We start from the raw sequence: 25016 nt of genomic DNA, 5'->3' as shown, positions 1-25016 counted from the left end.
GAGGAGCCACTTTCGTGCGCGACATCTTCAACCAGGAGCTCAGGCAGCTGGGCTCGGACCTGACCTCCATGGCGGCGCAGGTCGCCACCGCGATCGAGCGGGCGGCCGAGTCCCTGCGCAACGGCGACATCATCGTCGCCGAGCAGGTCATCGACGCCGACGAGCGCATCAACGACCTCCAGCGGGACATCGACGACATGTGCGTCATGCTCCTGGCCCGCCAGCAGCCCGTGGCCGGGGACCTGCGCAACGTCCTGTCCGCGCTGCGCATGGCACAGACCCTCGAGCGCCAGGGAGACCTGGCCCGCCACGTGGCCACGATCGCCCGAGGGCGCTACCCCGAGGCGCCCGTGCCCGAGCCGGTCCTGGGACTCATCATCACGATGGCCGAGGCGGCGGTGCGTGCGGGGCGGGACGTGGCCGAGCTGGTCGAGACCAGGGACCTGGAGCTGGCCGCCACGATCGAGCGCAACGACGCCGAGCTCGACGCCCTGCACCGCCAGTCCTTCCAGATGATCCTCGACCCCGCCAACGAGCTGACGCGTCAGCAGGTCATCGACGCGGTCCTCATGGGCCGCTTCCTCGAGCGCTTCGGCGACCACTCGACCTCCGTGGCCCGCAGGATGGCCTACCTCGTGTCCGGGGCGGCCCTGCCGGGCACGCACGACGACGAGGACGCCGACGCCCTCCACTGACGACCTCACCGGAGGCGGCCGGGGACCGGGGGAGCAGCCCCGGCCGCCCGTGCCTGCCGGCACCCGGCGGCTCACGGCGAGGTCCCCGCCCCTGCCTCGATCGGCCTGGGGGCGGGGACCTCCTCGTGGGTCGGGGCCCTCCGCGCGCGGCGGTGCCCCAGCTGCTTACTTGCCCTGGTTGGCGACGGCGGCGATCTTCGCCTCGGCCTCCGGGTCGAGGTAGCGCCCGCCCTTGGTGACCGGCTTGAGGGTCTCCTCGTCGAGCTCGTAGACCAGCGGGATGCCCGTGGGGATGTTGACCCCGGCGATGTCGTCGTCGGAGATCTCGTCCAGGTGCTTGACGATGGCGCGCAGGGAGTTGCCGTGGGCGGCGATCATGACGGTGCGGCCGGTCTTGATCTCGGGGACGATCGTGTCCTCCCAGTAGGGCAGGAGCCGGTCGAGGACGTCCTTGAGGCACTCCGTGGCGGGGATCGGCTCGCCCGCGTAGCGCGGGTCGGCGTCCTGGGAGAACTCGCTGCCCAGCTCGATGGGCGGCGGGGGGACGTCGTAGGAGCGGCGCCAGAGCATGAACTGCTCGTCGCCGTACTCGTCGCGGGTCTGCTTCTTGTTCTTGCCCTGGAGGGCGCCGTAGTGGCGCTCGTTGAGGCGCCAGTGGCGGGTGACGGGGATCCAGTGGCGGTCGGCGGCGTCCAGGGACAGGTTGGCGGTCATGATGGCCCGGCGCAGCATCGAGGTGAAGAGCGTGTCGGGCAGGACGCCCGCCTCCTTGAGGAGCTCGCCGCCGCGGACCGCCTCGGCCCGGCCCTTCTCCGACAGGGGGACGTCGACCCAGCCGGTGAAGAGGTTCTTCGCATTCCATTCGCTCTCGCCGTGGCGGAGCAGCACAAGGGTGTAAGCCATGGTCCTATCCTGCCAGCACCGGGCGGACGCCACCAGGCCCCTGACGTCCTAGACGTCAGGGGCCTGGCACCCCGAGCCCGTGGGGGCCCGGTCTCACAGCGGGCTCACTGAGCGGCGTAGTAGGCCTCGCGGATCGGGGCCGAGATCCGTCCGCGGTCGGAGACCTCGTGGCCGTTGGCACGCGCCCACTCACGAATCTTCTGGGTCTCGCCCGAGGAGGCGCGAGAGGCGCCCCCACGGCGGCGGGTGGTCCTGCGCCCGGAGATACGGCGAGCCTTTGCCGCCCACTCCTCGACCGACTCGCGCAGCGCCGCCGCGTGCTCGTCGTTGAGATCGATCTCGTACGTGACGCCGTCGAGGGCGAAGGTGACCGTCTGGGTCGCCTCGGAGTTGTCGATGTCGTCTACAAGAATGATCTGCGTCTTCTGCGCCATGATCCTCTTCCTCTGTCACGTTTAGGGGACCCCGCGCTGGCCGCGGAATCGTTCGTGGCAAACACGGTAAACGTTATTCTTCACCGACGCAAGGATTCGAGGCATTCCGGGCGCACTCACCCAGGGGATCCTCAGGTTGAGTGGCGGCGAGGCGGTGACGAGGACGTCGTGGACGCGACCACGTCGATCACCGACATCCCTGCGGCACCGGTTCCCGCCGGCTCACGCGCACCCAGTCCCGCAGGAGCGCGCAGAGAGACACCAGGACGAACAGAGGCGCACCGCGACACGTAGAGACGCGCAGAGACTCACGGCGAGACTCGCAGAGAGTCCTACAGAGAGACCCACAGAGACACGCATGGCCCCGAACCACGCGGTTCGGGGCCGGTCGAGCCACCTGTGGGAATCGAACCCACGACCTATTCATTACGAGTGAATCGCTCTGCCGACTGAGCTAAGGTGGCGCGCTGCGCAGGCAGCAGGAGATACGCTACCCCCCGGCATCTCGTGGCGCAAACCAGCCGAGCCGCTCACGCCCGTGGTCCTGGACACAGCACATACCGCCCCTGTACGGAGGTCACCGATGACCGAGCACAACCCCCCTCCCACGCACTCCCCCACCGTCACGGACCGGGGTGACGCCGGATACGACAAGGCCCTCAAGAACCGCCACATCCAGATGATCGCCATCGGCGGGTCGATCGGGACCGGCCTGTTCCTCGGGGCGGGAGGCCGCCTGTCCCAGGGCGGCGCGGGCCTGGCCCTCGCCTACGCCGTGTGCGGGGTGTTCGCCTTCTTCATGGTCCGGGCCCTGGGAGAGCTCGCGATCCGGCGCCCGTCCTCGGGCGCCTTCGTGTCCTACGCCCGGGAGTTCCTCGGGGAGAAGGGCGCCTACGTGACCGGCTGGTTCTTCTTCCTGGACTGGTCGGTCACCGTCATGGCCGACATCACCGCGGTCGCCCTCTACCTGCACTACTGGAGCGCCTTCCACGTCGTCCCGCAATGGATCCTGGCGCTGGCGGCTCTCGCGCTCGTCTTCGTCCTCAACATGCTCAACGTCAAGATGTTCGGCGAGGCCGAGTTCTGGTTCGCTCTCATCAAGGTGGCCGCGATCGTGCTGTTCATGCTCGTCGCGATCTGGGCGATCCTCACCGGGGCCCCTGTCGGGGACTCGACGGCAGGCGCCCACAACATCACCGACAACGGGGGCTTCTTCCCCGAGGGCCTGCCGATCGTCTTCATGCTCACCCTCGGGGTCATCTTCGCCTTCGGCGGCACCGAGATGGTCGGAGTGGCGGCCGGGGAGGCGGCCGATGCCGTCAAGGTCCTGCCCAAGGCCATCAACTCGATGATCCTGCGTATCTTCGTGTTCTACGTCGGCTCGGTCATCCTCATGACCCTCGTGCTGCCCTACACCGCCTACTCCTCCAACGAGTCTCCCTTCGTCACCTTCTTCGCAGGCATCGGTATCCCCCACGCCGGGGACATCATCCAGGTCGTCGTGCTCACCGCGGCCATGTCCTCCCTCAACGCCGGACTGTACGCAACCGGCCGGACGCTGCGCTCGATGGCGGTAGCCGGTGAGGCTCCGCGCATGGCCGCCTCGCTCAACCGAAACCAGGTGCCGGCCGGCGGCATCATCATCACCTCGGCGCTGGGCCTGCTCGGCGTGCTGCTCAACGCCTTCCTGCCCGACAGCGCCTTCGAGATCGTCATGAACCTCGCGGGCATCGGCATCGCCGGCACCTGGGCGGCCATCCTGGTCACCCACCTCGCCTTCCTGCGTCGGGTCGGGCACGGCCTGGAGACCCGCCCGGCCTACCGCATGCCGCTGGCACCGTACTCCAACTACGCCGCGCTTCTCTTCTTCGCCGTCGTCGTCGTGTCCAACGTCAGCTCCTCGGCCGGGCGCTGGACGCTGGGACTGTTCGCCGTCGTCGTGCTCCTCATGGTCGCGGGCTGGTACGCCGTGCGCGGGTCGATCCGCTCCGACCTGCTCGACGAGATCGTCGACGCCGAGTGACCCCCGGGTGACCCCCGGGTCGGGCGCCCGCGCCCCGGGAGCCGTCCGAGGGCGGCGCGCGGCGCAGGTCCCCGCGTAGGCTGGGCGCATGCGCGTCCATCTCACGTACGCAGGCGGCACGATCGGCATGGTCAGCTCCCCCCGGGGCCTGGTCCCCGGGGCGGACCTCCACGGATGGCTCACGGGCGTGCTCCCCGGTGCCGGGGGCCAGGGGGATCCCCTGGAGGTGACGGTGACGTCGCTCGACCCGCTCATCGACTCCTCCAACGCCACGCCCGAGTCCTGGCAGGCGATCATCGAGGACCTGCGCAGCCGGACGGAGGCGCAGGCCTTCGTCGTCCTCCACGGCACCGACACGATGGCCTACACGACCGCGGCGCTGTCCTACGCGCTGACCGACCTGGCCGCCCCGGTCGTCGTCACCGGCTCCCAGCTGCCCCTGGGGGTGGTCGGCTCGGACGCGGCCGGCAACGTCACCGGCGCCCTGTGCGCCGCCACCTCGGGCCGCATGCGGGGTGTGGGCCTCTTCTTCGGCCAGCGCCTCCTGGCGGGCAACCGGGCGACGAAGACGAGCTCGTGGGCCTTCGAGGGCTTCACCTCACCGTGCGCGCCGCCGCTGGCGACGGCCGGCGCCCCGTGGATGTGGGCGACCGCGCCGCAGCCCGGCGAGGGCTGGCAGGGGCCTGAGCCCTACCGCCGGCACGACGTCGTCGTGCTTGACCTCGCGCCCGGGATCAGCACCGAGCGCCTGCGCTCCCTGTTGTCCCCCGCTCCCGAGGCCGTTGTGCTGCGCGCCTTCGGCGTGGGCAACGTCCCCAGCGCCGAGCCGGGGCTCACTGACGTGCTGGGCTCCCTCGTCGAGGCCGGGACCGCGGTCGTCGTCGCCTCCCAGTGCCAGCAGGCGCAGGTCCTGCTCGGCCACTACGAGGCCGGGGACGCGCTCGCTCGCCTCGGCGCCGTGGGCAGCGCGGACATGACCCTGGAGGCGACCTACGCCAAGGTCCAGTTCCTGCTCAGCCAGGGCCTGCACGGTCAGGAGCTGGCGAGCTGGGTGGGTCGCTCGATCGCCGGGGAGCTGAGCCCCTCCGCCGCCCCCTGAGCCCGGGACCCCGGCGCGGGGCCCCGGGACCGGGGGCTGGTCCTGCTCCTCCTACTCCGTGGTGCCGCAGGTCAGCCCCTCCTCGGGCATGATCCCCGCCAGCAGGTAGGTGTCGACGGCCTCGGTGACGCACTGGCCGGCCCGGCCGTAGGCGGTGTGGCCGTCTCCCTCCCAGGTGAGCAGCTGTCCGGAGTCGAGCTGGTCGGCCAGCGACACCGACCAGTCGTACGGGGTGGCCGGGTCTCCTGTCGTGCCGACGACGAGGATCGGGGCGGCCCCGGCGGCGTGGAGCTCAGCGCGCTCACGGGTCGACTGCGCGCCCCATCCCTGGCAGTACAGGTCGGAGTAGGCCAGGGCGTCACCGAAGGTGGGCGAGGCCGCCTCGACCTGGTCGGCCTCGGCCGCCCAGACCTGGGGATCGCCCTCGACCGGGTAGTCGAGGCAGTTGATCGCGGCGATGGCCTCGTCGCCGTTGCCCGTGTACGTCCCGTCGTCGTTGCGGGAGGCGAAGATGTCGGCGATGCTCAGGAGCATCGAGCCGTCGTCCTGGAGCATGGCCTGGTCGAGCGCGTCGGCGAGCACCCCCCAGGACTCGGACTGGTACATGACGCCGATGATGGCGTCCGCGGCCAGGCTGGCGGTCAGCGGGCGCTGCGGGTCGGAGGTCGGCACCGGCGCCGTGCGCGTGGACTCGAGGAAGTCACGCACCTGCTCGACCCCGGAGTCGACGTCGCCGGACAGGGGGCAGCTGTCCCCGCTCTGGCAGTCCTCGACGAAGGCGCGCAGGGCCGCCTCAAAGCCCTCGGCCTGCCCCAGGACCATCTGAGCGGAGCTCAGGCTCGGGTCGACGCCCCCGTCAAGCACCATCCTGCCGACGTTGGCCGGGAAGAGCTCGGCGTAGGTGGCCCCGAGGTAGGTTCCGTAGGAGTAGCCGAGGTAGGTGAGCACCTCCTCGTCGAGGGCCGCGCGCAGGACGTCGAGGTCCCGTGCCGCGGAGATCGTGTCGATGTTCTCGAGCAGGCCCGGTGTCGTCGTGTTGGCGGCGCACCTGGCGGAGTACCACTGGGCCGACTGGGCGACCTCCGCCTGGATCTCCTCCTCGGTGGCGTCCTGCGCGAAGGTGTCGTCGGCGGCGCGGTCCTCGTCGAGCTCGGCGTCGGTCAGGCACTCCACCGCGGTGGACTCGCCGACGCCGCGCGGGTCGAATCCCACGACGTCGTAGGAGTCGAGCAGCGCGTCGGAGAAGTAGCCCTCGAGGGAGTCGACGAGCTCGATGCCTGAGCCTCCCGGCCCACCGGGGTTGATGACGAGGTCCCCGATGGCGGTGCCGTCAGCCAGGCGCTTCTTGAGGGCGATCTCGATCGTCTGCCCGTCGGGGTCGTCGTAGTCGAGGGGCACCGTGATCCGAGCGCACTCGAACTCACCCTGCTCGCCCTCGCAGGACTGCCAGGAGATCTCCTGGTCGTAGTAGGTCTCGAGGCCCTCGGGCACCACCGGGGTGGCGGAGGCCTGCGCGGGCGAGGGCGAGGCCTCCGTGCTCGAGGTGCCTGCACAGGCTGAGGCCACGAGGACCAGGACGAGGGCGACGGCGGCGCCTGCGGGGCGACGCCGTCGAAGACGGTTGACAGTGCTCACGTGCGCAGCCTACGTGCCAGAGCGGTGCCCGGCGCTCCTCCTGCGGGGGGAGGGGCACCCGTCATCTCCTGCGAGGAGAGGAGGACCCCTCACCCTCACCGGCGGCCCCGCGCGCCCCCGTGCTCCCTCTGGCGGGCAGGCGGTCAGGCCTGGGGCCGCAGCTGGACCATGAGGGACTCGACGGCGAGTAGCGGGGCGACGTTGGAGCGCAGGCGCGCGCGGCACTGCTCGATGGCGGCGATACGGCTGAGGGACTGCGCCGCCCCGGTGGAGCGGGCGACCTGGTCGACGTCCTGGGACATGTCGACGTTGACCCGGTCGACGTCGGCGCCCATCTGGGTGGCCAGGACGTCGCGGTAGAAGGACAGCAGGTCGATCATCGCCCGGTCGAGGACGTCGGTGCGGGCCCGGCGGGCGCGACGCTTGTGGTCCTCCTCGAGCTGACGCACCTGGGCGCGCAGGGCCGGGGGGACCCGGCTGTCACCCTCGAGGCCCAGTGCCCGCAGGAGGGCGGCCTTCTCCGCCGCGTCGCGCTCGGCGGTGGCCTCGTCAGCCTCGGCCTGGGCGGCCTCAACAAGCTCGGCTGCCGCCAGGACGGCGTCCCCGACGCTGCGCAGCGAGACCGGGGCCTCCAGGAGCCGTCGGCGCCGCTGCCAGGCTCCGGGGTCGGTGGCCAGGTGCCTGGCCAGGCCGATGTGGGACTGGCTCGCGCGGGCCGCCCTGGCGGCCAGGGCAGGATCGGCGCCGTCGCGCCGCACGAGCAGCTCGGCGACGGCCTCGGCCGGCGGCACGCGCAGGGTGACGAGGCGGCAGCGGGAGCGGATCGTGGGCAGGACGTCCTCGGCGCTGGGCGTGCACAGGATCCACACCGTCTGCGGGGGCGGCTCCTCGATCGACTTGAGGAGCACGTTGGTGGTCCGCTCGACCATCCTGTCGGCGTCCTCGACGAGGATGACGCGCCAGCGCCCCGACCAGGGACGTCGCTGTGCCTCCCCGATGAGCCCCTTGACCTCCTCCATCGTGATGAGGAGCTTGTCGGTGGCCAGGCGCACGACATCGGGGTGGCTGCCGTCCATGACCTCCCGGCAGGGCTTGCAGCTCCCGCAGCCGGGTTCCGGCCCCGTGCACTGGAGGCTGGCCGCGAAGGCCCGCGCGGCGGTCGACCGGCCCGAGCCCGGCGGGCCGGTGACCAGCCAGGCGTGGCTCATCGCGGAGCCAGCCCCCGCGGCGCGACCCGGCTCCGGCCGGACCCCGTCAGCGCGCCGCTGCGCCTCGTGGCGGGCGCTGCGGGCGGCGGCCTCGAAGACGGCGACGACGGCCTCCTGGCCGACGACGTCGGCCCACACGCTCATCGGCCCCTCCTGCGGTGGGCGTCGGCGGCGGCGACGAAGGCCTCCAGTCCCATGAGCACGCTCTGGCGGGCGCCGGAGGTCAGACGGGCCCCGTGGGCGCGCACGGCACCGACGGCGGCCTCGATGACCTCGTCGGCGACCTGGTCGACGGGACGGTCGGCGTCGATGACGACGAAGCGGGCGGGCTCGGAGGCGGCCAGGTCGAGGAAGGCGGTGCGCAGGGAGCTGTGGAAGGCGTCGGGCTCGCGTTCGAGCCGGTCCGTCGCGCCACGGGCCGCCGTGCGCTGTGCGGCCAGGGCAGGGTCGGCGTCGAGCAGGATCGTCAGGTCGGGCACAAGGCCGTCGGTCGCCCACAGGGACAGGGAGCGAACGTCCTCGGGCCCCAGCGACCGGGCCGCCCCCTGGTAGGCGATCGAGGAGTCGAGGTAGCGGTCGGTCAGGACGACCGCCCCGCGCTCGAGGGCGGGACGGATGAGCGTGGCGGCGTGGTGGGCCCGGTCGGCGGCGTACAGGAGCGCCTCGGCGCGCGCGCAGACCTCCTCCCCGTGCAGGAGCAGCTCGCGGATCGAGGCGCCCAGACGTGTGCCCCCCGGCTCGCGGGTCAGGAGGTGGTCGACCCCCGCGGCCGCCAGGAGGTCGGCGAGGATACGGATCTGGGTCGTCTTGCCCACGCCGTCACCCCCCTCGAAGGAGATGAGGACGCCCGGGTACCCGGCGGAAGCGGTCCGGGGGTCGTGAGGTACGTGGGTCACGGCTCCAGCGTATCGGGCGGCGGTGGCGCCCCGCCCCCGACGCCGCGGTGCCGCGCTCTGGGCGCAGGGACTGGCCGGGATGGGCAGTACTCACCCCGTGCCTTCATGCTCTGTTCCTGGACCTACTCATCGAGGACGAAGGAGGATCATGGCATGTCTCCGTCCGGCCACTTGCCTCGGCGTCCACCATCGAGCGACGTCCGCGACCCTGCGCAGCCCGATACGTCCATCAACCGTCTCGTCCCCGCCACACCGCCGAGGGCCTCGCGCACAAACCTGAGCGCCCTGCAGGTCATGGTGGCGCTGACCGCTGTGGCCTCCGTCCTCATCACCCTCGTCACCTTCGTCAAGGAGCTGGGGCCGGAGTGGTACCTCATCGTCCAGCCGCCCGTGATCCTGTTTCTCCTGGTCCTGCACGCCCCCTCGTCGTCATCACGAGCTGCGCCGTCGGACAGGCCATCCGGCGCAGCACCCCGTCGTGGGTAGTCGCTCTGGGGATCCTCGGGCTGGACCAGGTCGTCCCCTGGGTCTCCGACCTGGTCAGGGCCGGTCTGGACAGCAGCCTGTCCACGGATGGGATCACGCCCGTCGAGTGGTGCGAGCTGTACCAGGGCTGTCTCATGATCGCCTGCGGGGTCATGGCGGCGCTCGAGTGCGCGCGGCGGTGCGATCCTCCGGCTGGTGTCGTGCTTCTTGCCGGTTTCTCGGCCTTCATCGTGACCATCGCGGCGTACTCCATGGTCTCAGCCCGGATCGCCAATTCGGTGAGCCCCGCCTATGACGAGTCCGATCTGCGCCTGCCCACCGTGCTCCGATCCGGCATCCAGGTCCAGTACTCCGCTGCCGAGCCCCTGGACGTGATGGGCGCATGGCTCACCACCGGCCTCGCCCTCGTCCTGGGGACCGTGGCTCTCAGGCTCATCACCTCGCGCCGCCACCTCGCCGTCCTCAGGGCTCTCGTCGTCCCCGGCCTCATCGTGTGCGTCCTCATGTCCCTCGTCGTGTTGGCCGCGCCGCACGTGGAGACCGAGGCCGTCTGGCCGACGGACACGCTCCTCAAGCTGAGCGTTGGGGAGACGCGCCTGCTGGGCGCCGCCTCGCTCCTGACCGTCTACAGCTCCTCGGTCACCCGCTGGTTCACGGGCCGAGCCGACCCGGTGCGGTGAGCCGGGACGGTCCCCGGACACCCCCGGTCACTGCCGGGCCTGCCCTGCGCATCGGTCGGCCCGGGGGCGTGGGCTGCCTTGGTCATGGCCTCAGCGTGTCGAGGGCCGGGGACAGGGCGACCTCACCCGGTCTCAGTGGTCCTGGCGTGCGTACCACGACCACGCAACGGCCCAGGAGCCGACGAGGACCACCAGGCAGGTGACAAGGGCGCCCGAGGCGAGGACGTGGCCAGTGACCGGCACGACGAGAAGGATCCCGTACAGGCCTGCGATGAGCACGCCGGTTCCCATCGCCCAGGCCAGCAGCGCAGGATCCGCCGGAAGGCACAGGAAGACGGGCACGCCGACTCCTATCGACACGACGAGGCAGGTCCCGTAGCGGGCCAGCGAGTCCCACTCCCCGGTCAGGGCAGCGGCCAGGACGGTGGGCACGAGCGCGAGGGCCACGATGCCCAGGCCCTCGATCCAGCGCGCCGCGACATGCTCCCTTCGGCTCAGGGGCAGGCAGGCGTAGAGGCGGTCCAGTCCCCGGTTCCGGTCGACCGCGCACTGCCCCGCCTGGGTGCCCAGGCCAAGGACGGCGCCCGCGATCGGCGTGCAGGCGACCTTCCCGAGCAGGAGGTCGCCGCCCAGGGCGAGCAGGAGGGCGCAGCACGTGCCGAGGACATGGGGCCCGCGCAGGACGAGGAGGTCGAGCCTGAGGGCCAGGCGCAGGCCTGCGTCCGCCCCGCTGTGGAGCACGCGGCCGGGCCCCGGGACGTCTTCCCTCGGAGTGCGTGTGGAGCTCAATGGTCCTGCCTTGCGTAGAGGCGGTGGCTCAGCCACCACGAGACGACGACGACCGCGAACCCGGCCCCAAGGATGGCAGCAAGGACAGCCGTCTCCAGTCGGCCGCCAAGAACCCTGGCCAGGAATCCCGCCACGAGGCCCTCGACGAAGAGGAGTGCCAGGATCGCCGTCACGCGACTGGTCCCCCTGCGGCCGAGCACGAGAGGGACGCTCGAGGCGAGGACCGCTGCCACGAGCACCGCCAGGACCGGGACGGGCAGGGCCGTGTTCACCGGCAGCAGAGAGGCGATGATCATCGACACACCGGTGGCCGCGAGGAACCCCGCCCCGCCCGCGAGCCACCAGGCGTCAAGCACCTCGTGGCGGCTGACCGGCAGGGCCGCTCGCATCCGCCTGCCCGCCTCCCTCTCGGCGAGGTCCTGGAAGAGGCCCACAAGGCCCAAGCACCCTCCTAGACCGATGAGACTGCCGATCATGGTCGTGTCGTCCGGCATGAGGGCGATGGCAGCGCTGATCGCGACGAGGACGACCGCACAGCCGACGAGTGCGGCCCGACCAGACAGGATCATGAGGTCGAGGCGGATGAGTGCCAGGAGCGCCCTCGGGCGCCGGAGGCGCCCACCCGGCGCCGGCGTGCTCACGACTGGGACGGTGGCGCTCAATGGTCCTGCCTTGCGTAGATGCGGTGGCTCAGCCACCACGAGACGACGACGACGAGGGCTGCCGGCGCGAGGAGGGCCCAGCGCAGCGGGGAGTCCGAGACGAGCCAGTGCCGGACCGGTCCGACGGAGGAGAGCAGGGCCATTGGCACGACGCTCACGACGAGCAGCCCGAACCACAGAAGGTAGCGCCGAAGGCTCAGACCCCCGAGGAACACCGGCAGGGCCAGGGAGGCCGCAACCGTCTCGACGGCCGCGCCCAGAAGAGCCACCCACACAGGTTGTCCCGCAAGGAAGGACACGACGACGAGCCCGCCGAGGCAGACGGTCGACCACAGCCCCGCCCCGAGCCACCAGGCGTTGACCACCTGGGCCCGGCTCACCGGCAGCGCGGCCAAGAACCTCCGGCTGTCTGCTGTCGGCCACAGGACGCCGCTCAACCCGAGGACAAGGCACACGCTGCCAACCGTGGCGTAGGCGACCACGGGGAGATCGAGAACGGGCGCCAGCACGGACACGACCAGGACGTAGCCCAGCACCCACAGGACTCGACGGCTCCGCACGGGGGCGAGCCCCAGGCCGAGCAGCGCGAGGACCGGCGAGCGCCCCCGGTGACCGGGGCGCGAGGCCGCCGGCTCCTGCCGAGCGGGCCGCACGGTGGAACGAGGACCCTCAATGGGAACAGCGGTCTCGCTCAATGGTCCTGCCTTGCGTAGATGCGGTGGCTCAGCCACCACGAGACGACGATGACGAGGGCTGCTGGCGCGAGGAGGGCCCAGCGCAGCGGGGAGTCCGAGACGAGCCAGTGGCGGACCGGCCCGATGAAGGAGAGCAGGGCCACCGGCACGACGCTCACGACCAGGTAGGCGAGCCACAGGAGATAGCGCCTGGGGCCCCGCACAGCCAGAGCCATGAAGACCGGGAAGGCCACTGCACCACCGGCGATCTCGAGGACCATCCACAGCTCTGCCTGCCCCACCGACCCCCTTTTGCCGAGCTCCTCCATGACCACCAGCCCCAGGAACGTCGCCAGCGCAATGCCGGCCACGAGCCACCAGGCGTTGACCACCTGGGCCCGGTTCACCGGCAGCGCGGCCAGGAGCCGCCGATCGTCAGTCCCCTCCAGGAGGGAGGAGCTGAGCCCCACGATGACCATCGATCCGAGAAGAATCCCGGAGACGGCGTCGGAGAGGTCGAGAACGAACATCGACACACCCACGATCAGCATGTATGCCACCATCCACAGGGCCTGGGGGGTCCACACGGCGATGAACTCCATGCCGATCAGCGCGAGGACCGGCGAGCGCCTCCGGTGACCGGGGCTCGGGGCCGCCGGCTCCTGCCGAGCGGGCCGCGCGGTGGCACCGGGGCCGTCAACGACACCAGCAGCCTCAGTCACGGTCGACCCCCTTGGCGATGTGGACGGCAAGGTCCTCGATGCTCGGCTCCTCGACGACGACCCCGTCAAGCGCCTCCGCGGCCTCAGAGGGAAGCATGACCTCCCATCCCACGGCGGTGGCGCGCAGCCCCAGGCCGTGGGAGCGGATCTCCTCGGTGAGCCGCTCGGGGGTGCCCCGCACGACGCGCATCGAGGACAACAGCTCCTCGGTGGTGCCCGCGGCCACGACACGGCCGCGGTCCAGGACGACGAGGCGATCGGCCAGGCGGTCGAGGTCAGAGGTGATGTGGGTGGAGAACCACACGGTGTGATCCTCGACCGTCATGTACTGGGCGAGAGCGTCGACCATCTGCGAGCGGGCCAGGGGGTCGACGCCGGCGGTCGGCTCGTCGAGGATGAGCAGCTCGGGGTTGTGCGCCAGGGCGGCCACCATCTGCAGGCGCATTCCCTTGCCGCGGCTGAGGTCCTTGACCTTGGCGGCCGGGTCGATCTCGGCCTCCTCGAGCCCGGCGGCAAAGTCCGTGACCGACCAGGTGGGGTAGAAGGGCGCCAGGCCCAGGCCCACGTCCCGCGCGCGCCACTCGCCGTTGTAGGGCGGGGAGTCGAAGACGACGCCGATGCGCTCGTGCGGCAGGGTCGTGGCGGTGCCGGCGTCGGGGTGGATCATGCCGAGCACCGCCTTGATGGTCGTCGTCTTACCTGATCCGTTGGCGCCGACGAAGCCGGTGACGAGCCCCTTCTCGACGTCGAAGGTGACGTCCTCCAGGGCGAAGGCGGGGTAGCGCTTCGTCAGGTGCCTGATCTCAACGGGATTCACTGGTCCTCCAGGGTGGTCATGACGGTGTCGAGCATGGTGTGCAGGTCCACCTCGCCGAGCCCGGCCAGCCGGCCCCTCTCGACGGCGCGGCCGAGGTGCTCCTCGACCTCACGCAGGACCTGCTCGTGGATGAAGGCGGAGTCGCGGGGCAGGACGTAGTAGCCCTTGCCCGGGACGTTGGCGAGGAAGCCCTCGGAGACGAGGTCGGAGTAGGCGCGGGTCGTCGTGATGACGCTGACCCTCAGATCGCGCGCCAGGGCCCTGATCGAGGGCAGACGCTCATCAGCCTCGAGCCGTCCCGACAGGATCGAGTCCTCGATCTGGCGCTTGATCTGCTCGTAGATGGGGACCCCCGCCGTGTTCGACAGGACGACTGAGAGCGGCATGGCGACTCCTTTCGCACATGCACACTATATACAGTTGCCGGGCTACCAGTGCGCACGCACAGCATCTCCCGCGCGACAGGACCACCCCTCGACGCACTACTCCACACCCCGATAACGGCGTTATTCCAGGCAGTACCACCCTCCTCCCCTCCGACCCGTCGGCATCCGCAGCAGCGAGACACGCCTTCATCTGTCTGCCATCTCACACTCACTGTACATATTCGCTATGTACGTTGTGATATGTTCGTGACATGAGATCACCACACCTGACCACGCGCACCAGGCGTGCCGCCTACGCCCTGGCCGCCCTCGCCGTCTCCACCGCACTGACCGCCTGCGAGCCCGGGCTCGACCCCCAGGGGGCCGGCCCGAACCCGACGAGCGGGCCGACAGCCGCCTCGGCGGCACCCACGCAGCCCCAGGGCACGTCGACCCCGGACAGCGTGACCTCGACCGCTCCGAGCCCGGCCGCGAGCGCCGATCCCGTCCCTGCGACCTCCCAGCCCGCCGCCACCTCCGCCCCCAGCGCGACACCCTCCTCCGAGCCCAGCCCGCAGCCAACCGCCCCTGCCGTCCCGGCCGGGCTGGAGACCTTCTACAACCAGGAGATCTCGTGGGAGGCCTGTGCCGACGGGGCGGCGAACGCCCAGTGCGCGACCGTGAGCGTGCCCCTGGACTACGACGACCCCACAGGCACGACGATCTCCATCGCCCTGCGGCGACAGGCCGCCTCTGACGGAGAGGCGGAGAACGGGGCGCTCTTCCTCAACCCCGGCGGACCCGGTGAGAGCGGCACCGCCTTCGTCTCCGCCATCGCCCCCGGCTACACCCCCGAGATGCTCGCCTCCTACGACCTCATCGGCTTCGACCCGCGCGGCACCGGCGACTCCACCCACCTCACCTGCTGGGCCCCCGAGGAGAGCGCCCCGAGCGGAACCGAGGACACGGGCTCCACCGGCGCCGGGGACGTCGAGGTCGCGCCCGGCGACGAGGACGGCGCCGCCAAGGACACCGACCTGAGTGAGGCCACCGCCGTCGTCGAGAACAACAGGGCCGCCGGGAGCGCCCTGGCGGCGGCCTGCCGGCAGTACTCCGAGGTCCCCGATCTCATTGACCACATGAGCACCGTCGAGACCGCGCGCGACCTCGACGTCCTGCGCGCCGTCGTCGGCGAGGACGACCTCGACTACCTCGGCTACTCCTACGGCACCGAGCTGGGGGCGACCTACGCCGCGCTCTTCCCGGACAACGTCGGGCGCACCGTCCTGGACAGCGCCGTCGACATCTCCATGACCCGCGACCAGGCCCGCGAGGAGCAGATGGCCACCCGGGAGGGGCGGGTGCGTGAGTACCTCGAGTACTGCCTGGGGCAGGAGGGCTGCCCACTGACGGGCTCGGTTGACGAGGCCACCGCCCAGCTCGTCTCGTTCATCGCCTCCGTGGCCAGTGAGCCGCTCGCCATGACCGTCGACGGTCAGGCCGCCCAGATGGACAGCATGACCCTTCACAACAACATCTCCAACCTGGCCCTGGCCCGTGAGGAGTACTGGCCCGCGCTCACCCGGGCGCTGAGCGCGGCAATGACCCAGCGGGACGCCACCGAGCTCGCACGGGTCGCCGCCCTGGCACCGGGCACCGGGCAGCAGGACACGACCCCCGACTCCGAGGCCGTGCGGGTGGCCAACGCGGCGTACTCCGCCGTCACCTGCACCGACGACCCCGTCGAGGGCGACGCCGCCGCGTGGGCCCAGGACCTCCTCGCCGACCTCCAGGCCTACCCCTTCACGACGTGGTTCATCGGCTCCTCCTCCTTGGAGGAGGCGTACTGCCAGGGCATGGGGCTCACCGCCCGGCCGCTGACCACCGAGCTCAGCCCGACCGACCCCGTCGTCGTCATCGGGGTGACCGGTGACCCCCAGACCCCCTACGCGTGGTCGCAGACTCTGGACTCCCAGTTCGGCACCAGCCACCTGCTCACGGTCACCGGCTTCCAGCACGGCGCCACGGGGATCAACAGCTGCGCGACGGTGAAGGTCAGCGAGTTCCTCGTCACCGGGCAGCTCCCGGCCGAGGAGGAGGTCTGCCCGATCGACCCGCTGCCCGAGGCCATCGCCGAGGCCCTCGCCCAGTAGGCGCCCGGCCCTGAACGGCGTCTCGGCGGTGGGGAGCATCTCCCCACCGCCGAGCCCCTTGCCCAGCGACCTCCTCAGTCCTGGCCCTGCCTGCGTGTTGTCGTGTTCGATCCGAAGTCGGTGACGACGGGAGCGTCGCCGGCCCAGACGACCTCGGCGTTGGCCCCACGGACCTCGACGGTGCCGAGGTCACGGACGTACACGCTGGCGTTGCCCCCCTCGATGACGAGGTTCTCGACGTAGTCGGCCACGAGCCACACGTTGGCACCCGTGATCGTCAGGGTCGTCACGTCGCCCTCGATCCGGACGTCGGCGTTGTCCTCGGAGACGACGACCGTTCCGTCCCCCGCGCTCATCGTCTGGTCGACGGCCTGCTCGGCCTCGAGCCAGTCGGCGTCGGTGATGGTGACATGGGCGCCGGGACGGTCCTGCGCACTCGCCTCCTCGCTCGCTTCGCGGCCGCCTGCCGAGGCGGTGGATCCCTGCGAGGCCAGGGTCCCGGTCGTCCTCGCCCCGCTCGGGGCGGTGGTCGCCGCGGCGTCGGCGCCTGCGGGGGAGGCGACGGCCTGGTCCTGGGTCGAGGGCGAGGGCTCCGAGGCCGGTGAGCCGATGCTGATCGAGCAGGCGCTCAGGGCCAGGGCGAGGCCGCCGCAGGCCAGGGCGGACAGGGAACGGGTGGCTCGTGTGGAGTGCCGTGTGGTGCGCATGGTCGTAACCTACGGCGGCCGTGTCGCCCTGTGGTCGCCGAGGTGTCGCAGTCCCGCGACGCCTCCCCGAGCCGGCCGACCGCCTGGCCCGGGCGCCGCCCTCGTCGCCCGCAGCGCACGAGCCGGCGCCGGTGCCCCACGACAGCTGCGTGGGGCGCCGGCGCCGGCTCGTGCCGGGCGGTCGGCGCGACGAGGCCCGCCCGCCCTCGAGGGGACACAGCCCCTGGGGCCTCAGAAGGCCGGCACGAAGACCTCGACCCGCCTGTTGAGCTGGCGCCCGGCCGGGTTGTCCGTGCCGTCAGGGTTCTCGTTGGGCGCCACCGGCTGGGTCTCCCCGTAGCCGGCCGACTCGAGCGTGGCCGTCACGCCCTGGGCGCGCAGGGCGTCGGCAACCGCCTGGGCGCGCTCCTCCGACAGCGTCTGGTTGAAGGCCTCGTCCGACACCGAGTCAGTGTGCCCGTAGACGAAGGCGCTGGGCGCACCCGAGTCCGTGAGCACCCCCGCCAGGGCCGTGAGGGTGTCGGCCGCGTCAGCACGCACCTGGGAGGATCCGAAGTCGAAGAGAACACCGTCCTCCAGGGTGATGACCGTCCCGCAGGACTCCACCGGGTTGATGGCGTCGATCGTGGGGAAGTCCCCGATGCTCGGCACCTGCGGCAGGTCCTCGACCTCGACCTCGACCTCGTTGACGTACCCGGTCCCGTCTCCGTAGTTGTTGATCACCAGGTTGTTCGCGGAGTCGGTGTAGTTGCCCGACCCGTCACCGTAGTTGTTGATGACGACCCCGGTGGTCGTGTTCGTGTAGTTGCCCGACCCGTCACCGTAGATGTTGATCACCTCGCCGGTGGCGTTGTTCGTCCAGTTCCCCGAGCCGTCACCGTAGACGTTGACGGTCAGCGTCCCGTCGGTGTAGGTGCCCGAGCCGTCACCGTAGACGTTGATGGTGATGCCCGTGGCGGAGTCGGTGTAGTTGCCCGAGCCGTCACCGTAGTTGTTGATGACCACCGTCCCGTCGGTGTAGGTGCCCGAGCCGTCACCGTAGTTGTTGACGGTCGTGTCGCTGTCGCTGTACGTGCCCGACCCGTCCCCGTAGAAGGTCGCGGTGCGGCCGGAGGACTGGAGCGTGCCCGCCTCGTCGCAGCGCGCCGGGGCCACGGTCACGCCCGGCACCGAGGAGATGTCCCGGGTGAGGTCAGGGGTGAAGGAGGAGGCCGAGCTCGTGAGCAGGGACAGGTCGGGCAGCGTGAACAGGGGGACCGGCGGGATCTGGCCGGCCTCGTAGCCCGGTGCGGTGGGCAGGCCGGACACGGTCGAGGCGCTCGCGGTGGCGCTCGCGGACCTCGTGGCCTGGGCCGAGGCCGTCGAGGCCTGTGCCGCGGTGGTGGCCGACGAGCCGGCGGCCTCGGGTTGGGGGGCTGAGGTCCCGCAGCCGCTCAGGGCGAGGGAGCCCGCTGTCACGGCAGCCAGGACGACGGCGGGGAGGGGAAGCAGTCGGTGTCGTTGCATGGCCGTAACCTAGCCCCGCCGGTGTCGCCCCGCGGTCGCTTCGGTGTCGCCGTTCCGCGACAGGACCCGCGCCCGTCCCCGTCCCCGGGGCGTGGCGGCCACGGCGCGGGTCCGGCCCTGCCGCCTCGAGGTCCTCGCTCCCACGTGGCCCGGGGTCCGAGCACACGGTCCTGTCGCCTCAGCCGCCTCAGCGGGCACCGGGCGACGAGGGGCCCGAGACCGGCAGGGTCATCCACACTCGGGTGCCCACGCCCTCGCGCGAGGCCATGCCCACCGTCCCGCCGTGGCGCTCTGCGATCGTGCGCACGAGCGCCAGCCCCAGCCCCGACCCAGGCAGCCCACGGGCGTTGCCCGCCCTGCCGAGCTCACGAAAGACGATCTCGAGATCCTGCTCCGGCACGCCGATGCCGGTGTCAGCCACCTCGATGGTCACGTTCCCGGCCTCCTCGCGCCCGCGAACCTCGACCAGCCCTCCGCCGGGGGTGTACTTGGCCGCGTTGGCGACGATGTTGTAGACCGCCGAGTAGAGCAGGTCGCCGTCCCCGCGCACATGGGGCAGCGGCCACGGCGCCGCGGGCAGGTCGAGGCGGACCCGGACCGCGTCGCCTCGCCCGGCCGCCTCCTCGATGACCGCCCCGACGGCGTCCTGGACCGTCTCGGCCAGGTCGACGTCCTCCAGGGCCAGGGCCGAGGTCTCCAGCTCGGCGAGCTTGCGCAGGTCGGTGAGCAGGCGGCTCATGCGCCGGGACTGGGCGTCAACGACCTCGAGGTTGGGGCCCAGGGCGGGGCCGGCGGTGCGTGAGGCGTCGGCGACGGCCGCCCGCACCGCCGTCAACGGGTTCTTCAGCTCGTGGTCCAGACGGCGCAGGAACTGCCTGTGCCTGGCGCGCGCCTCCTCCTGCGCCTGCAGACGCGCTGCCCGCTCACGACCCTCGACCCGGCGCCGAGCACCGGACACGAGGGCAGCGGCCAGGAGGACGAGCAGGCCGGTGACGAGGAGGAGCAGCGACACCCGGGAGGCGATCGTCACCGTGAGGTCGGGCAGCCCCACGTGGGCCGCGGCGGCCACGGCCAGGACCGCGGAGGCTGCCAGCACCCACCGGATGACGCCGAGGCCGGATCCGGGGCCGGCGCTCACACGTGGACCTCGGCGCGGAAGCGGTAACCGACCGAGGGCACCGTCTCGATGTAGGTCGGGCTGGAGGCGTCGTCGCCCAGGGCCCGACGGATCTCACGAACACGGTGGTCGACGGCGCGGGTCGAGGAGGCGAAGTCGATGCCCCACAGCGCCGACAGGAGCGCCTCACGGGTGTGGAACTCCTTGGGGTGGCTCATGAGATAGTCGAGCAGCGTCACCGCCTTGGGAGTCAGGACGACCTCCCGGCCGCCCAGCGTGACGCGCCTGGTCACCCGGTCCAGGACGAGGGAGCCCGCCACGAGCCGGCTCGCAGCCGTCAGCGGCTGGGTGGCCCCCATCGTGCGGCGCAGGACGGCACGGATGCGTGAGGCGAGCTCGGCCGGGTCGAAGGGCTTGGACAGGTAGTCGTCAGCTCCGTCGTCGAGGGCCGAGACACGCTCGTAGGAGGCGTCGAGCTGGGTGAGCAGGATGATGGGCGTCCAGCTGCCGCGGGCCCGAAGACGGCGGACGAGGTCCCGCCCGTCCATCCGGGGCATGAGGACGTCGGAGACGACGATGTCGACCTCGTAGGAGCCGAGCAGGTCCAGCGCCTCCATCCCGTCGCTGGCCAGGAGCACGTGGTAGCCGCTGCGCTCCAGGTACGGCCCGAGCGAGGCGCGGATCGGCGCCTCGTCGTCGACGAGCAGGACGGTGGCGGCGGACTGTCTCATCGGCTCCTCACTGCTCCTGGACGACGGTGTTGCCCACGCCGGCGTCGGAGACGACCGGGTTTCCCTCAAGGTAGTGGACGGTGATGCCCGCGCCCTGGAGCACGACCGTCTCGACGCTGCGGACGTAGACGACCGTGTCAGCACCCGAGATCGTCAGCGTACCCACGTCGCCCGCGGCAACCGTGTTCATCGCGCCCTCGATGGTCAGCGAGTCGAGGTCGCCCGTGAGGTTGTAGGTGCCCATGGCGGTGGAGATCGTGTACTCCCCGGAGACGACCTCGGAGGCCTCCTCGTCCTCGAGGACCGCCAGCCAGTCGGGGTCCGAGATCCCGGCCGTTGCGTCCTCAGCCGTGCTGTCCTCGAGGGCGGCCTCCGTGGTGGAACGGTCCTCGGCCGCACCGGTCGCGGTGGCCGTCGCCGGCGAGCCGCTGTCCGCACCGTCACCCAGGCTGATGGAGCAGGCTCCCAGGGACAGGCCCAGGAGGACGATGGTCACGGGAGTGAGAAAACGGGGGGCGTGCATGAGGTGTCCTTCGTGGTAGCGATGCCAGGTTAGCGGCGGCGGCTCGCGGCCGCACACCCGTGACCATAGGCGTGCGACGAGGCGAGGCCGTCGCACCGACGTCGCAGTTCAGCGACGCGTGCCCGGCGAGACCGGGGCGCGGTGACCTCGTTCTGCCGTCAGGAGGGCATCAACCGTAAGACGTTCTACGCGGTACGGGCCAGGGCCCGCTCGCAGGGCCAGGCAGCGGCCCTCGAGCCTGGCTCGACCAGGCCGGCCAGCAGTCCTACCCGCATCAGTGACCAGGTGGGCCGCCAGGCCCTGGAGGTCAGGGCGTCGCTGGCGCGTGTCTTCCGCCGCGAGGGCGTGTCCCGGCCCGAGCCCAGGAAGCGGCCGCGCGCGGCGTGGAGGCGGTTCGTCTACCCCGCTCCCAACGCCTGCTGGCAGATGGACGCCACCGAGTACGTGCTGGCCGGTGGGCGCAAGACCGTCATCTTCCAGCTCATCGACGACCACTCGCGCCTGGCGGTGGCCTCCCTGGCCGCCGACGCCGAGACCAGCCAGGCGGCGATCGAGGTGTTCGACAAGGGCGTGGCCGCGCACGGGGTGCCCCAGAGGCTGCTGACCGACAACGGCGCCGCCCTGAACCCCACCAGACCCTGCCCGGGCGCATCACCCCCCAGCAGGCCTGGGACACCACACTTGGCGAGTGCATGAGTTCTGGCGGTTTGCATGCGCTAGGCACCCGCAAACCGCCAGAACTCATGCGCCTGGCGGGAACGCATGCGTGAGGAGGCATCTCATCCAGGCATCACACCCTTCGCCGTCCTCCGTGGCGCTCCCAGTGCTCGTCTACGGCGGGGAACGAACCAAGGGCCTGGACGGGCGAGCAGCACGCTCCTCCCCCGTGGCACGGGACGAGCAGCTGGGACGGAAGGTGGTGCTCCACCGTCATCACCGGCCCTGGGTCGGGGCGCACGACCTGACGGTCGTGAACGGACTGCCGGTCACCACTGTGGTGTCGACCCTCGTCGACTGCCTCATCGACCTGCCGGCGGTTGACGCCTTCGTCGTGTGCGACTCCCTCCTGCGCACGATCGTGCGCCCCGACCGTTTCCATCCCGAGCTCGGCGCCAGGCAGCTGGCAGACGTCGTCTCCGACGTCGACTCCAGGCTCATGGAGATACCACGCAGAAGGGGGGTCGCACGGGCTCGCCGGATCCTGCCGCTGCTCACCCTGGTCGGCTCAGTCCTCCGAGACCGTCGGCGATGCTCCGTCCGCCGTCCCGGTCGACTTCGCGGAGCGCCGGGCGGTCGAGGCAGCCTTCTTCGTCGAGGCCGCCTTCTTCGTCGTCGAACCCGAGGAGCGCCCGGTCGAGGAGCCGCGGCTCGTGCGCTTCTTGGCCGGGCCCTTGGCACGCTTGTCGGCTAGGAGCTCGTAGGCGCGCTCGGGGGTCACCGTCGCCGGGTCGTCACCACGACGCAGGGTCGCGTTGACCTCGCCGTCGGTGACGTAGGGGCCGAACCTCCCGTCCTTGATGACGACCGGCCGGCCCGAGACCGGGTCCTCGCCGAGCTCGCGCAGCGGCCCCCGTGCGGCGGCCTGGCCGCGACGACGCTTGGGCTGGGCGAAGAGCTCGAGGGCCTGGTCGAGGGTGACGGTGAAGATCTGCTCCTCATCGTCCAAGGAGCGCGAGTCGGAGCCCTTCTTGAGGTACGGGCCGTAGCGACCGTTCTGTGCGGTGATGTCCTCGCCGCTGTCGGGGTCCTGCCCGACGACACGCGGCAGGCTGAGCAGGTCGAGGGCCTGGTCGAGGGTCACGGTGGCCAGGTCCATGCTGCGCAGGAGGGAGGCTGTGCGCGGCTTGGGCGCCGCCGCCTTCCTCGATCGCCGGGCGGGCTTGGCTCCCTCCGTCGCCGAGGACTCGGCCTGCGGCTCGGGCTCGGGGAGGACCTCGGTGACGTACGGGCCGTAGCGACCGTCCTTGGCGATGATGACGTGGCCCGTGCTCGGGTCGGTTCCCAGCTCGCGACCGTCGTCCGCGGCACGGGCGAAGAGCTCGAGAGCCTTGTCCACCGTCATCTCGTCAGGGGCGATGCCTGCCGGGACGTTGGCGCGCTTGCCCTCGGAGTCCTCCAGGTAGGGGCCGTAGCGCCCTACCCGCAGCGTCATCCCCTGCCCGATCTCGATGGAGTTGACCGCCCTGGCGTCGATCTCGCCGAGGTTCTCCACCATCGCACGCAGACCGTGCTCCCGGTGCCCGCCTCCGGTCTCCTGGCCGCTGGCTCCCTCAGCGCCCGCCGCGCCCCCGGTGTCACCGGAGCCCCTTGCCTGACCGTAGTAGAAGCGCGTGAGCCAGGCCACCCGGTCCTGCTCCCCCGCGGCGATCCGGTCGAGGTCGGCCTCCATGAGGGCGGTGAAGTCGTAGTCGACGAGCTCGGCGAAGTTCTCCTCCAGGAGCCGGGTCACGGCGAAGGCCAGCCACGTCGGCACAAGGGCCTGGCCACGGTGCTCGACGTACCCGCGGTCCGAGATCGTCGACATCGTCGCGGCGTAGGTCGACGGACGTCCGATCTCCCGCTCCTCGAGGGCCTTGACGAGGGACGCCTCGGTGTAGCGGGGCGGCGGGGTGGTCTGGTGGCCCGCGGCCTCGGCGCTCAGCGCGTCGAGCTCCTGGCCGACGGTCAGTGCGGGCAGACGCGTCTCCTTGCCCGCCCCGGCCTCCCCCGTGCCGCCCGCCGCGGCCTCGGCGTAGCGTTCGGCGTCCCGCCCCTCCTCGTAGGCCGCGAGGAACCCTCGGAAGGTGATGACCGTGCCTGATGCGCTCAGCCCCGCGGTTGAGAAGGTCAGGCCCGCGTCTCGCGAGCCGCCGTCGGCCGGGGTGAGGTCGACCTCGACGCGCACGGTGGCCGTCGACCCGACGGCGTCGGCCATCTGGGAGGCGACCGTGCGCTTCCAGATGAGCTCGTAGAGGCGGAACTGCGCACCGCTCAGGCTCGAGGCGACCTGCGCCGGGGTGCGGAAGTGGTCGCCGGCCGGACGGATCGCCTCGTGCGCCTCCTGGGCGCCCTTGGCCTTCGTGGCGTAGACGCGCGGCTTGGCGGGCACGTACTCGGGTCCGTAGAGCTCGGCCACCTGGGCGCGGGCTGCGGACACGGCCTGGCCGGACAGCACCGTGGAGTCGGTGCGCATGTAGGTGATGAACCCGTTCTCGTACAGCGCCTGGGCCACCCGCATCGTCTCGCGCGGATTCATGCGGAGCTTGCGGGAGGCCTCCTGCTGGAGGGTCGAGGTCGTGAAGGGCGCGGCCGGACGCCGCTTGTAGGGCTTCTCCTCGACCTCGGCCACCCGAGGACTGCCGTGCTCGACGGCGGCAGCCACCGCCCTGGCCCCGACCTCATGGAGGTGGACGGTGCCCGCCTTGACGGCGGCCGGCCGGAGCCCGCCCGCGTCGGTGAAGTCCCTGCCGGTCGCCACCCGACGCCCGTCGAGGGTGGTCAGGCGCACCGTGAAGACCGAGTCGCGACGCACCTCAGGGTCGAGCACCCCCCGGGCAGCGCTCAGCTCGGCCTCGACCCCCCAGTACCCGGCTGCGACGAAGGCCATGCGCTCGCGCTCGCGCTCGACCACGAGGCGGGTGGCCACGGACTGGACCCGTCCCGCGGACAGCCCCGCACGCACCTTGCGCCACAGCACCGGGCTGACCTCGTAGCCCACGAGGCGGTCGAGGATCCGTCGGGTCTCCTGGGCGTCGACCCGGTGGGTGTCGAGGTCCCGGGTCGAGGCCAGGGCACGGGTGAGCGCCTCCTGGGTGATCTCCGTGAAGGTCATGCGGCGCACCGGGACGGTGGGCTTGAGCACCTGGAGAAGGTGCCAGGCGATGGCCTCGCCCTCGCGGTCGTCGTCGGTGGCCAGGTAGAGCTCGTCGGCCTCCTTGAGCGCCTTGCGCAGCTGGGCGACCGTCTTCTTCTTGTCGGGGTTGACGACGTAGTAGGGGGTGAACCCGTCCTCGACGTCGACCGCGAACCGACCGTAGGGGCCCTTCTTCATCTGCGCGGGCAGCTCGGAGGGCTGGGCAAGGTCGCGGATGTGACCGACGGACGCCTCGACGTCGAAATCCGGTCCGAGGTACCCAGCGATGGACCGGACCTTGTTCGGGGACTCGACGATGACGAGCTTCTTGGACACGGCAACCTTCCTGGCGATGGTCC

The 25016-nt window shown here is 71.4% G+C and carries 22 protein-coding genes, 1 tRNA gene and 1 pseudogene; 6 read left to right on the top strand and 18 right to left on the bottom strand.

Translation table 11 applies throughout. The annotated features are described in order from the left end of the window. The first annotated feature begins 14 nt into the window (after positions 1-14). Positions 15-695: a phosphate signaling complex protein PhoU gene (gene phoU / locus EL245_RS09620; RefSeq protein ID WP_126382936.1), complete on the top strand. Its 681-nt coding sequence runs from the start codon at positions 15-17 to the stop codon at positions 693-695. Positions 696-860: 165 nt separating this feature from the next. On the opposite strand, the gene EL245_RS09615 is transcribed toward phoU, so the two are convergent. From EL245_RS09615 to EL245_RS09605, 3 genes are all read right to left on the bottom strand, one after another. Further along, a complete protein-coding gene (locus EL245_RS09615) occupies positions 861-1598 on the bottom strand; it encodes a phosphoglyceromutase (protein WP_126382935.1) in 738 nt (245 codons plus the stop codon). A 104-nt stretch (positions 1599-1702) separates the two neighbouring features. Beyond that, the gene (locus EL245_RS09610; protein ID WP_126382934.1) at positions 1703-2032 is read right to left on the bottom strand and encodes a histone-like nucleoid-structuring protein Lsr2; all 330 of its coding nucleotides are present in this window, start codon (positions 2030-2032) and stop codon (positions 1703-1705) included. A gap of 391 nt (positions 2033-2423) precedes the next feature. Then, positions 2424-2496 (bottom strand) — tRNA-Thr (locus EL245_RS09605). A 119-nt stretch (positions 2497-2615) separates the two neighbouring features. On the opposite strand from EL245_RS09605, the gene EL245_RS09600 reads away from it, so the two are divergent. Both EL245_RS09600 and EL245_RS09595 read left to right on the top strand, forming a co-directional pair. Beyond that, a complete protein-coding gene (locus EL245_RS09600; RefSeq protein ID WP_126382933.1) occupies positions 2616-4055 on the top strand; it encodes an amino acid permease in 1440 nt (479 codons plus the stop codon). 88 nt (positions 4056-4143) lie between these two features. Then, positions 4144-5154: an asparaginase gene (locus EL245_RS09595; RefSeq protein ID WP_126382932.1), complete on the top strand. Its 1011-nt coding sequence runs from the start codon at positions 4144-4146 to the stop codon at positions 5152-5154. A gap of 51 nt (positions 5155-5205) precedes the next feature. On the opposite strand, the gene EL245_RS09590 is transcribed toward EL245_RS09595, so the two are convergent. The 3 genes from EL245_RS09590 to tmk form a co-directional block, all read right to left on the bottom strand. Next, the gene (locus EL245_RS09590) at positions 5206-6789 is read right to left on the bottom strand and encodes an alpha/beta hydrolase (RefSeq protein ID WP_126382931.1); all 1584 of its coding nucleotides are present in this window, start codon (positions 6787-6789) and stop codon (positions 5206-5208) included. 143 nt (positions 6790-6932) lie between these two features. Further along, on the bottom strand, positions 6933-8141 hold the full coding sequence (locus EL245_RS09585; protein WP_126382930.1) for a DNA polymerase III subunit delta': 1209 nt from the start codon (positions 8139-8141) through the stop codon (positions 6933-6935). Then, a complete protein-coding gene (gene tmk / locus EL245_RS09580; RefSeq protein ID WP_126382929.1) occupies positions 8138-8893 on the bottom strand; it encodes a dTMP kinase in 756 nt (251 codons plus the stop codon). Before tmk ends, EL245_RS09585 begins: the two co-directional genes overlap by 4 nt. 365 nt (positions 8894-9258) lie before the next feature. Between tmk and EL245_RS09575 the strand changes: the two genes are divergently transcribed. After that, positions 9259-10059, top strand: a complete 801-nt coding sequence (locus tag EL245_RS09575; protein ID WP_126382928.1) for a hypothetical protein — start codon at positions 9259-9261, stop codon at positions 10057-10059. Positions 10060-10191: 132 nt separating this feature from the next. On the opposite strand, the gene EL245_RS09570 is transcribed toward EL245_RS09575, so the two are convergent. Genes EL245_RS09570 through EL245_RS09545 form a run of 6 tightly spaced genes read right to left on the bottom strand, consistent with a single transcriptional unit; the run spans position 10192 to position 14109 of the window. Next, positions 10192-10800 (bottom strand): hypothetical protein, encoded by a 609-nt coding sequence (locus tag EL245_RS09570; RefSeq protein WP_126382927.1) that lies wholly within the window; start codon positions 10798-10800, stop codon positions 10192-10194. Positions 10801-10844: 44 nt separating this feature from the next. Continuing rightward, entirely contained in the window at positions 10845-11489 is a 645-nt protein-coding gene (locus EL245_RS09565; protein ID WP_126382926.1) for a hypothetical protein, read from the bottom strand. A 17-nt stretch (positions 11490-11506) separates the two neighbouring features. Beyond that, positions 11507-12205, bottom strand: a complete 699-nt coding sequence (locus tag EL245_RS09560) for an ABC-2 transporter permease (protein WP_126382925.1) — start codon at positions 12203-12205, stop codon at positions 11507-11509. Next, positions 12202-12906, bottom strand: coding sequence for an ABC-2 transporter permease (locus tag EL245_RS09555; protein WP_126382924.1), 705 nt, complete (start codon positions 12904-12906; stop codon positions 12202-12204). Before EL245_RS09555 ends, EL245_RS09560 begins: the two co-directional genes overlap by 4 nt. After that, on the bottom strand, positions 12899-13723 hold the full coding sequence (locus EL245_RS09550; RefSeq protein ID WP_126382923.1) for an ABC transporter ATP-binding protein: 825 nt from the start codon (positions 13721-13723) through the stop codon (positions 12899-12901). Before EL245_RS09550 ends, EL245_RS09555 begins: the two co-directional genes overlap by 8 nt. Further along, positions 13720-14109 (bottom strand): GntR family transcriptional regulator, encoded by a 390-nt coding sequence (locus EL245_RS09545; protein ID WP_126382922.1) that lies wholly within the window; start codon positions 14107-14109, stop codon positions 13720-13722. The genes EL245_RS09550 and EL245_RS09545 overlap by 4 nt, the downstream gene beginning before the upstream one ends. Positions 14110-14360: 251 nt before the next feature. Here EL245_RS09545 and EL245_RS09540 point away from each other — a divergent pair, with 251 nt between their 5' ends. After that, a complete protein-coding gene (locus EL245_RS09540; RefSeq protein WP_126382921.1) occupies positions 14361-16241 on the top strand; it encodes an alpha/beta fold hydrolase in 1881 nt (626 codons plus the stop codon). Positions 16242-16315: 74 nt separating this feature from the next. Here EL245_RS09540 and EL245_RS09535 read toward each other — a convergent pair whose 3' ends face one another. The 5 genes from EL245_RS09535 to EL245_RS09515 form a co-directional block, all read right to left on the bottom strand. Beyond that, positions 16316-16948 carry a DUF3060 domain-containing protein gene (locus EL245_RS09535; protein WP_126382920.1) on the bottom strand — a complete coding sequence of 211 codons (633 nt, stop codon included), beginning with the start codon at positions 16946-16948 and terminating at the stop codon, positions 16316-16318. A gap of 231 nt (positions 16949-17179) precedes the next feature. Further along, positions 17180-18454, bottom strand: coding sequence for an OmpA family protein (locus EL245_RS09530; RefSeq protein WP_126382919.1), 1275 nt, complete (start codon positions 18452-18454; stop codon positions 17180-17182). Positions 18455-18641: 187 nt separating this feature from the next. Further along, positions 18642-19592 carry a sensor histidine kinase gene (locus EL245_RS09525; protein WP_232009715.1) on the bottom strand — a complete coding sequence of 317 codons (951 nt, stop codon included), beginning with the start codon at positions 19590-19592 and terminating at the stop codon, positions 18642-18644. Next, positions 19589-20302, bottom strand: a complete 714-nt coding sequence (locus EL245_RS09520; RefSeq protein WP_126382918.1) for a response regulator transcription factor — start codon at positions 20300-20302, stop codon at positions 19589-19591. Before EL245_RS09520 ends, EL245_RS09525 begins: the two co-directional genes overlap by 4 nt. A gap of 7 nt (positions 20303-20309) precedes the next feature. Then, positions 20310-20825 carry a DUF3060 domain-containing protein gene (locus EL245_RS09515; RefSeq protein ID WP_126382917.1) on the bottom strand — a complete coding sequence of 172 codons (516 nt, stop codon included), beginning with the start codon at positions 20823-20825 and terminating at the stop codon, positions 20310-20312. Between the two features lie 132 nt (positions 20826-20957). On the opposite strand from EL245_RS09515, the pseudogene EL245_RS09510 reads away from it, so the two are divergent. Then, positions 20958-21461: pseudogene (locus tag EL245_RS09510) on the top strand (DDE-type integrase/transposase/recombinase); the annotation flags it as partial. Between the two features lie 589 nt (positions 21462-22050). On the opposite strand, the gene topA reads toward EL245_RS09510, so the two are convergent. Further along, the gene (gene topA, locus EL245_RS09505) at positions 22051-24993 is read right to left on the bottom strand and encodes a type I DNA topoisomerase (RefSeq protein ID WP_126382916.1); all 2943 of its coding nucleotides are present in this window, start codon (positions 24991-24993) and stop codon (positions 22051-22053) included. Between the last annotated feature and the right edge of the window lie 23 nt (positions 24994-25016).

Source organism: Actinomyces howellii (assembly GCF_900637165.1).
In the GTDB taxonomy this organism is placed as follows: domain Bacteria; phylum Actinomycetota; class Actinomycetes; order Actinomycetales; family Actinomycetaceae; genus Actinomyces; species Actinomyces howellii.
Note: the sequence above shows the minus strand (reverse complement) of the source record. Positions and strands in the feature narration are given on the sequence as shown.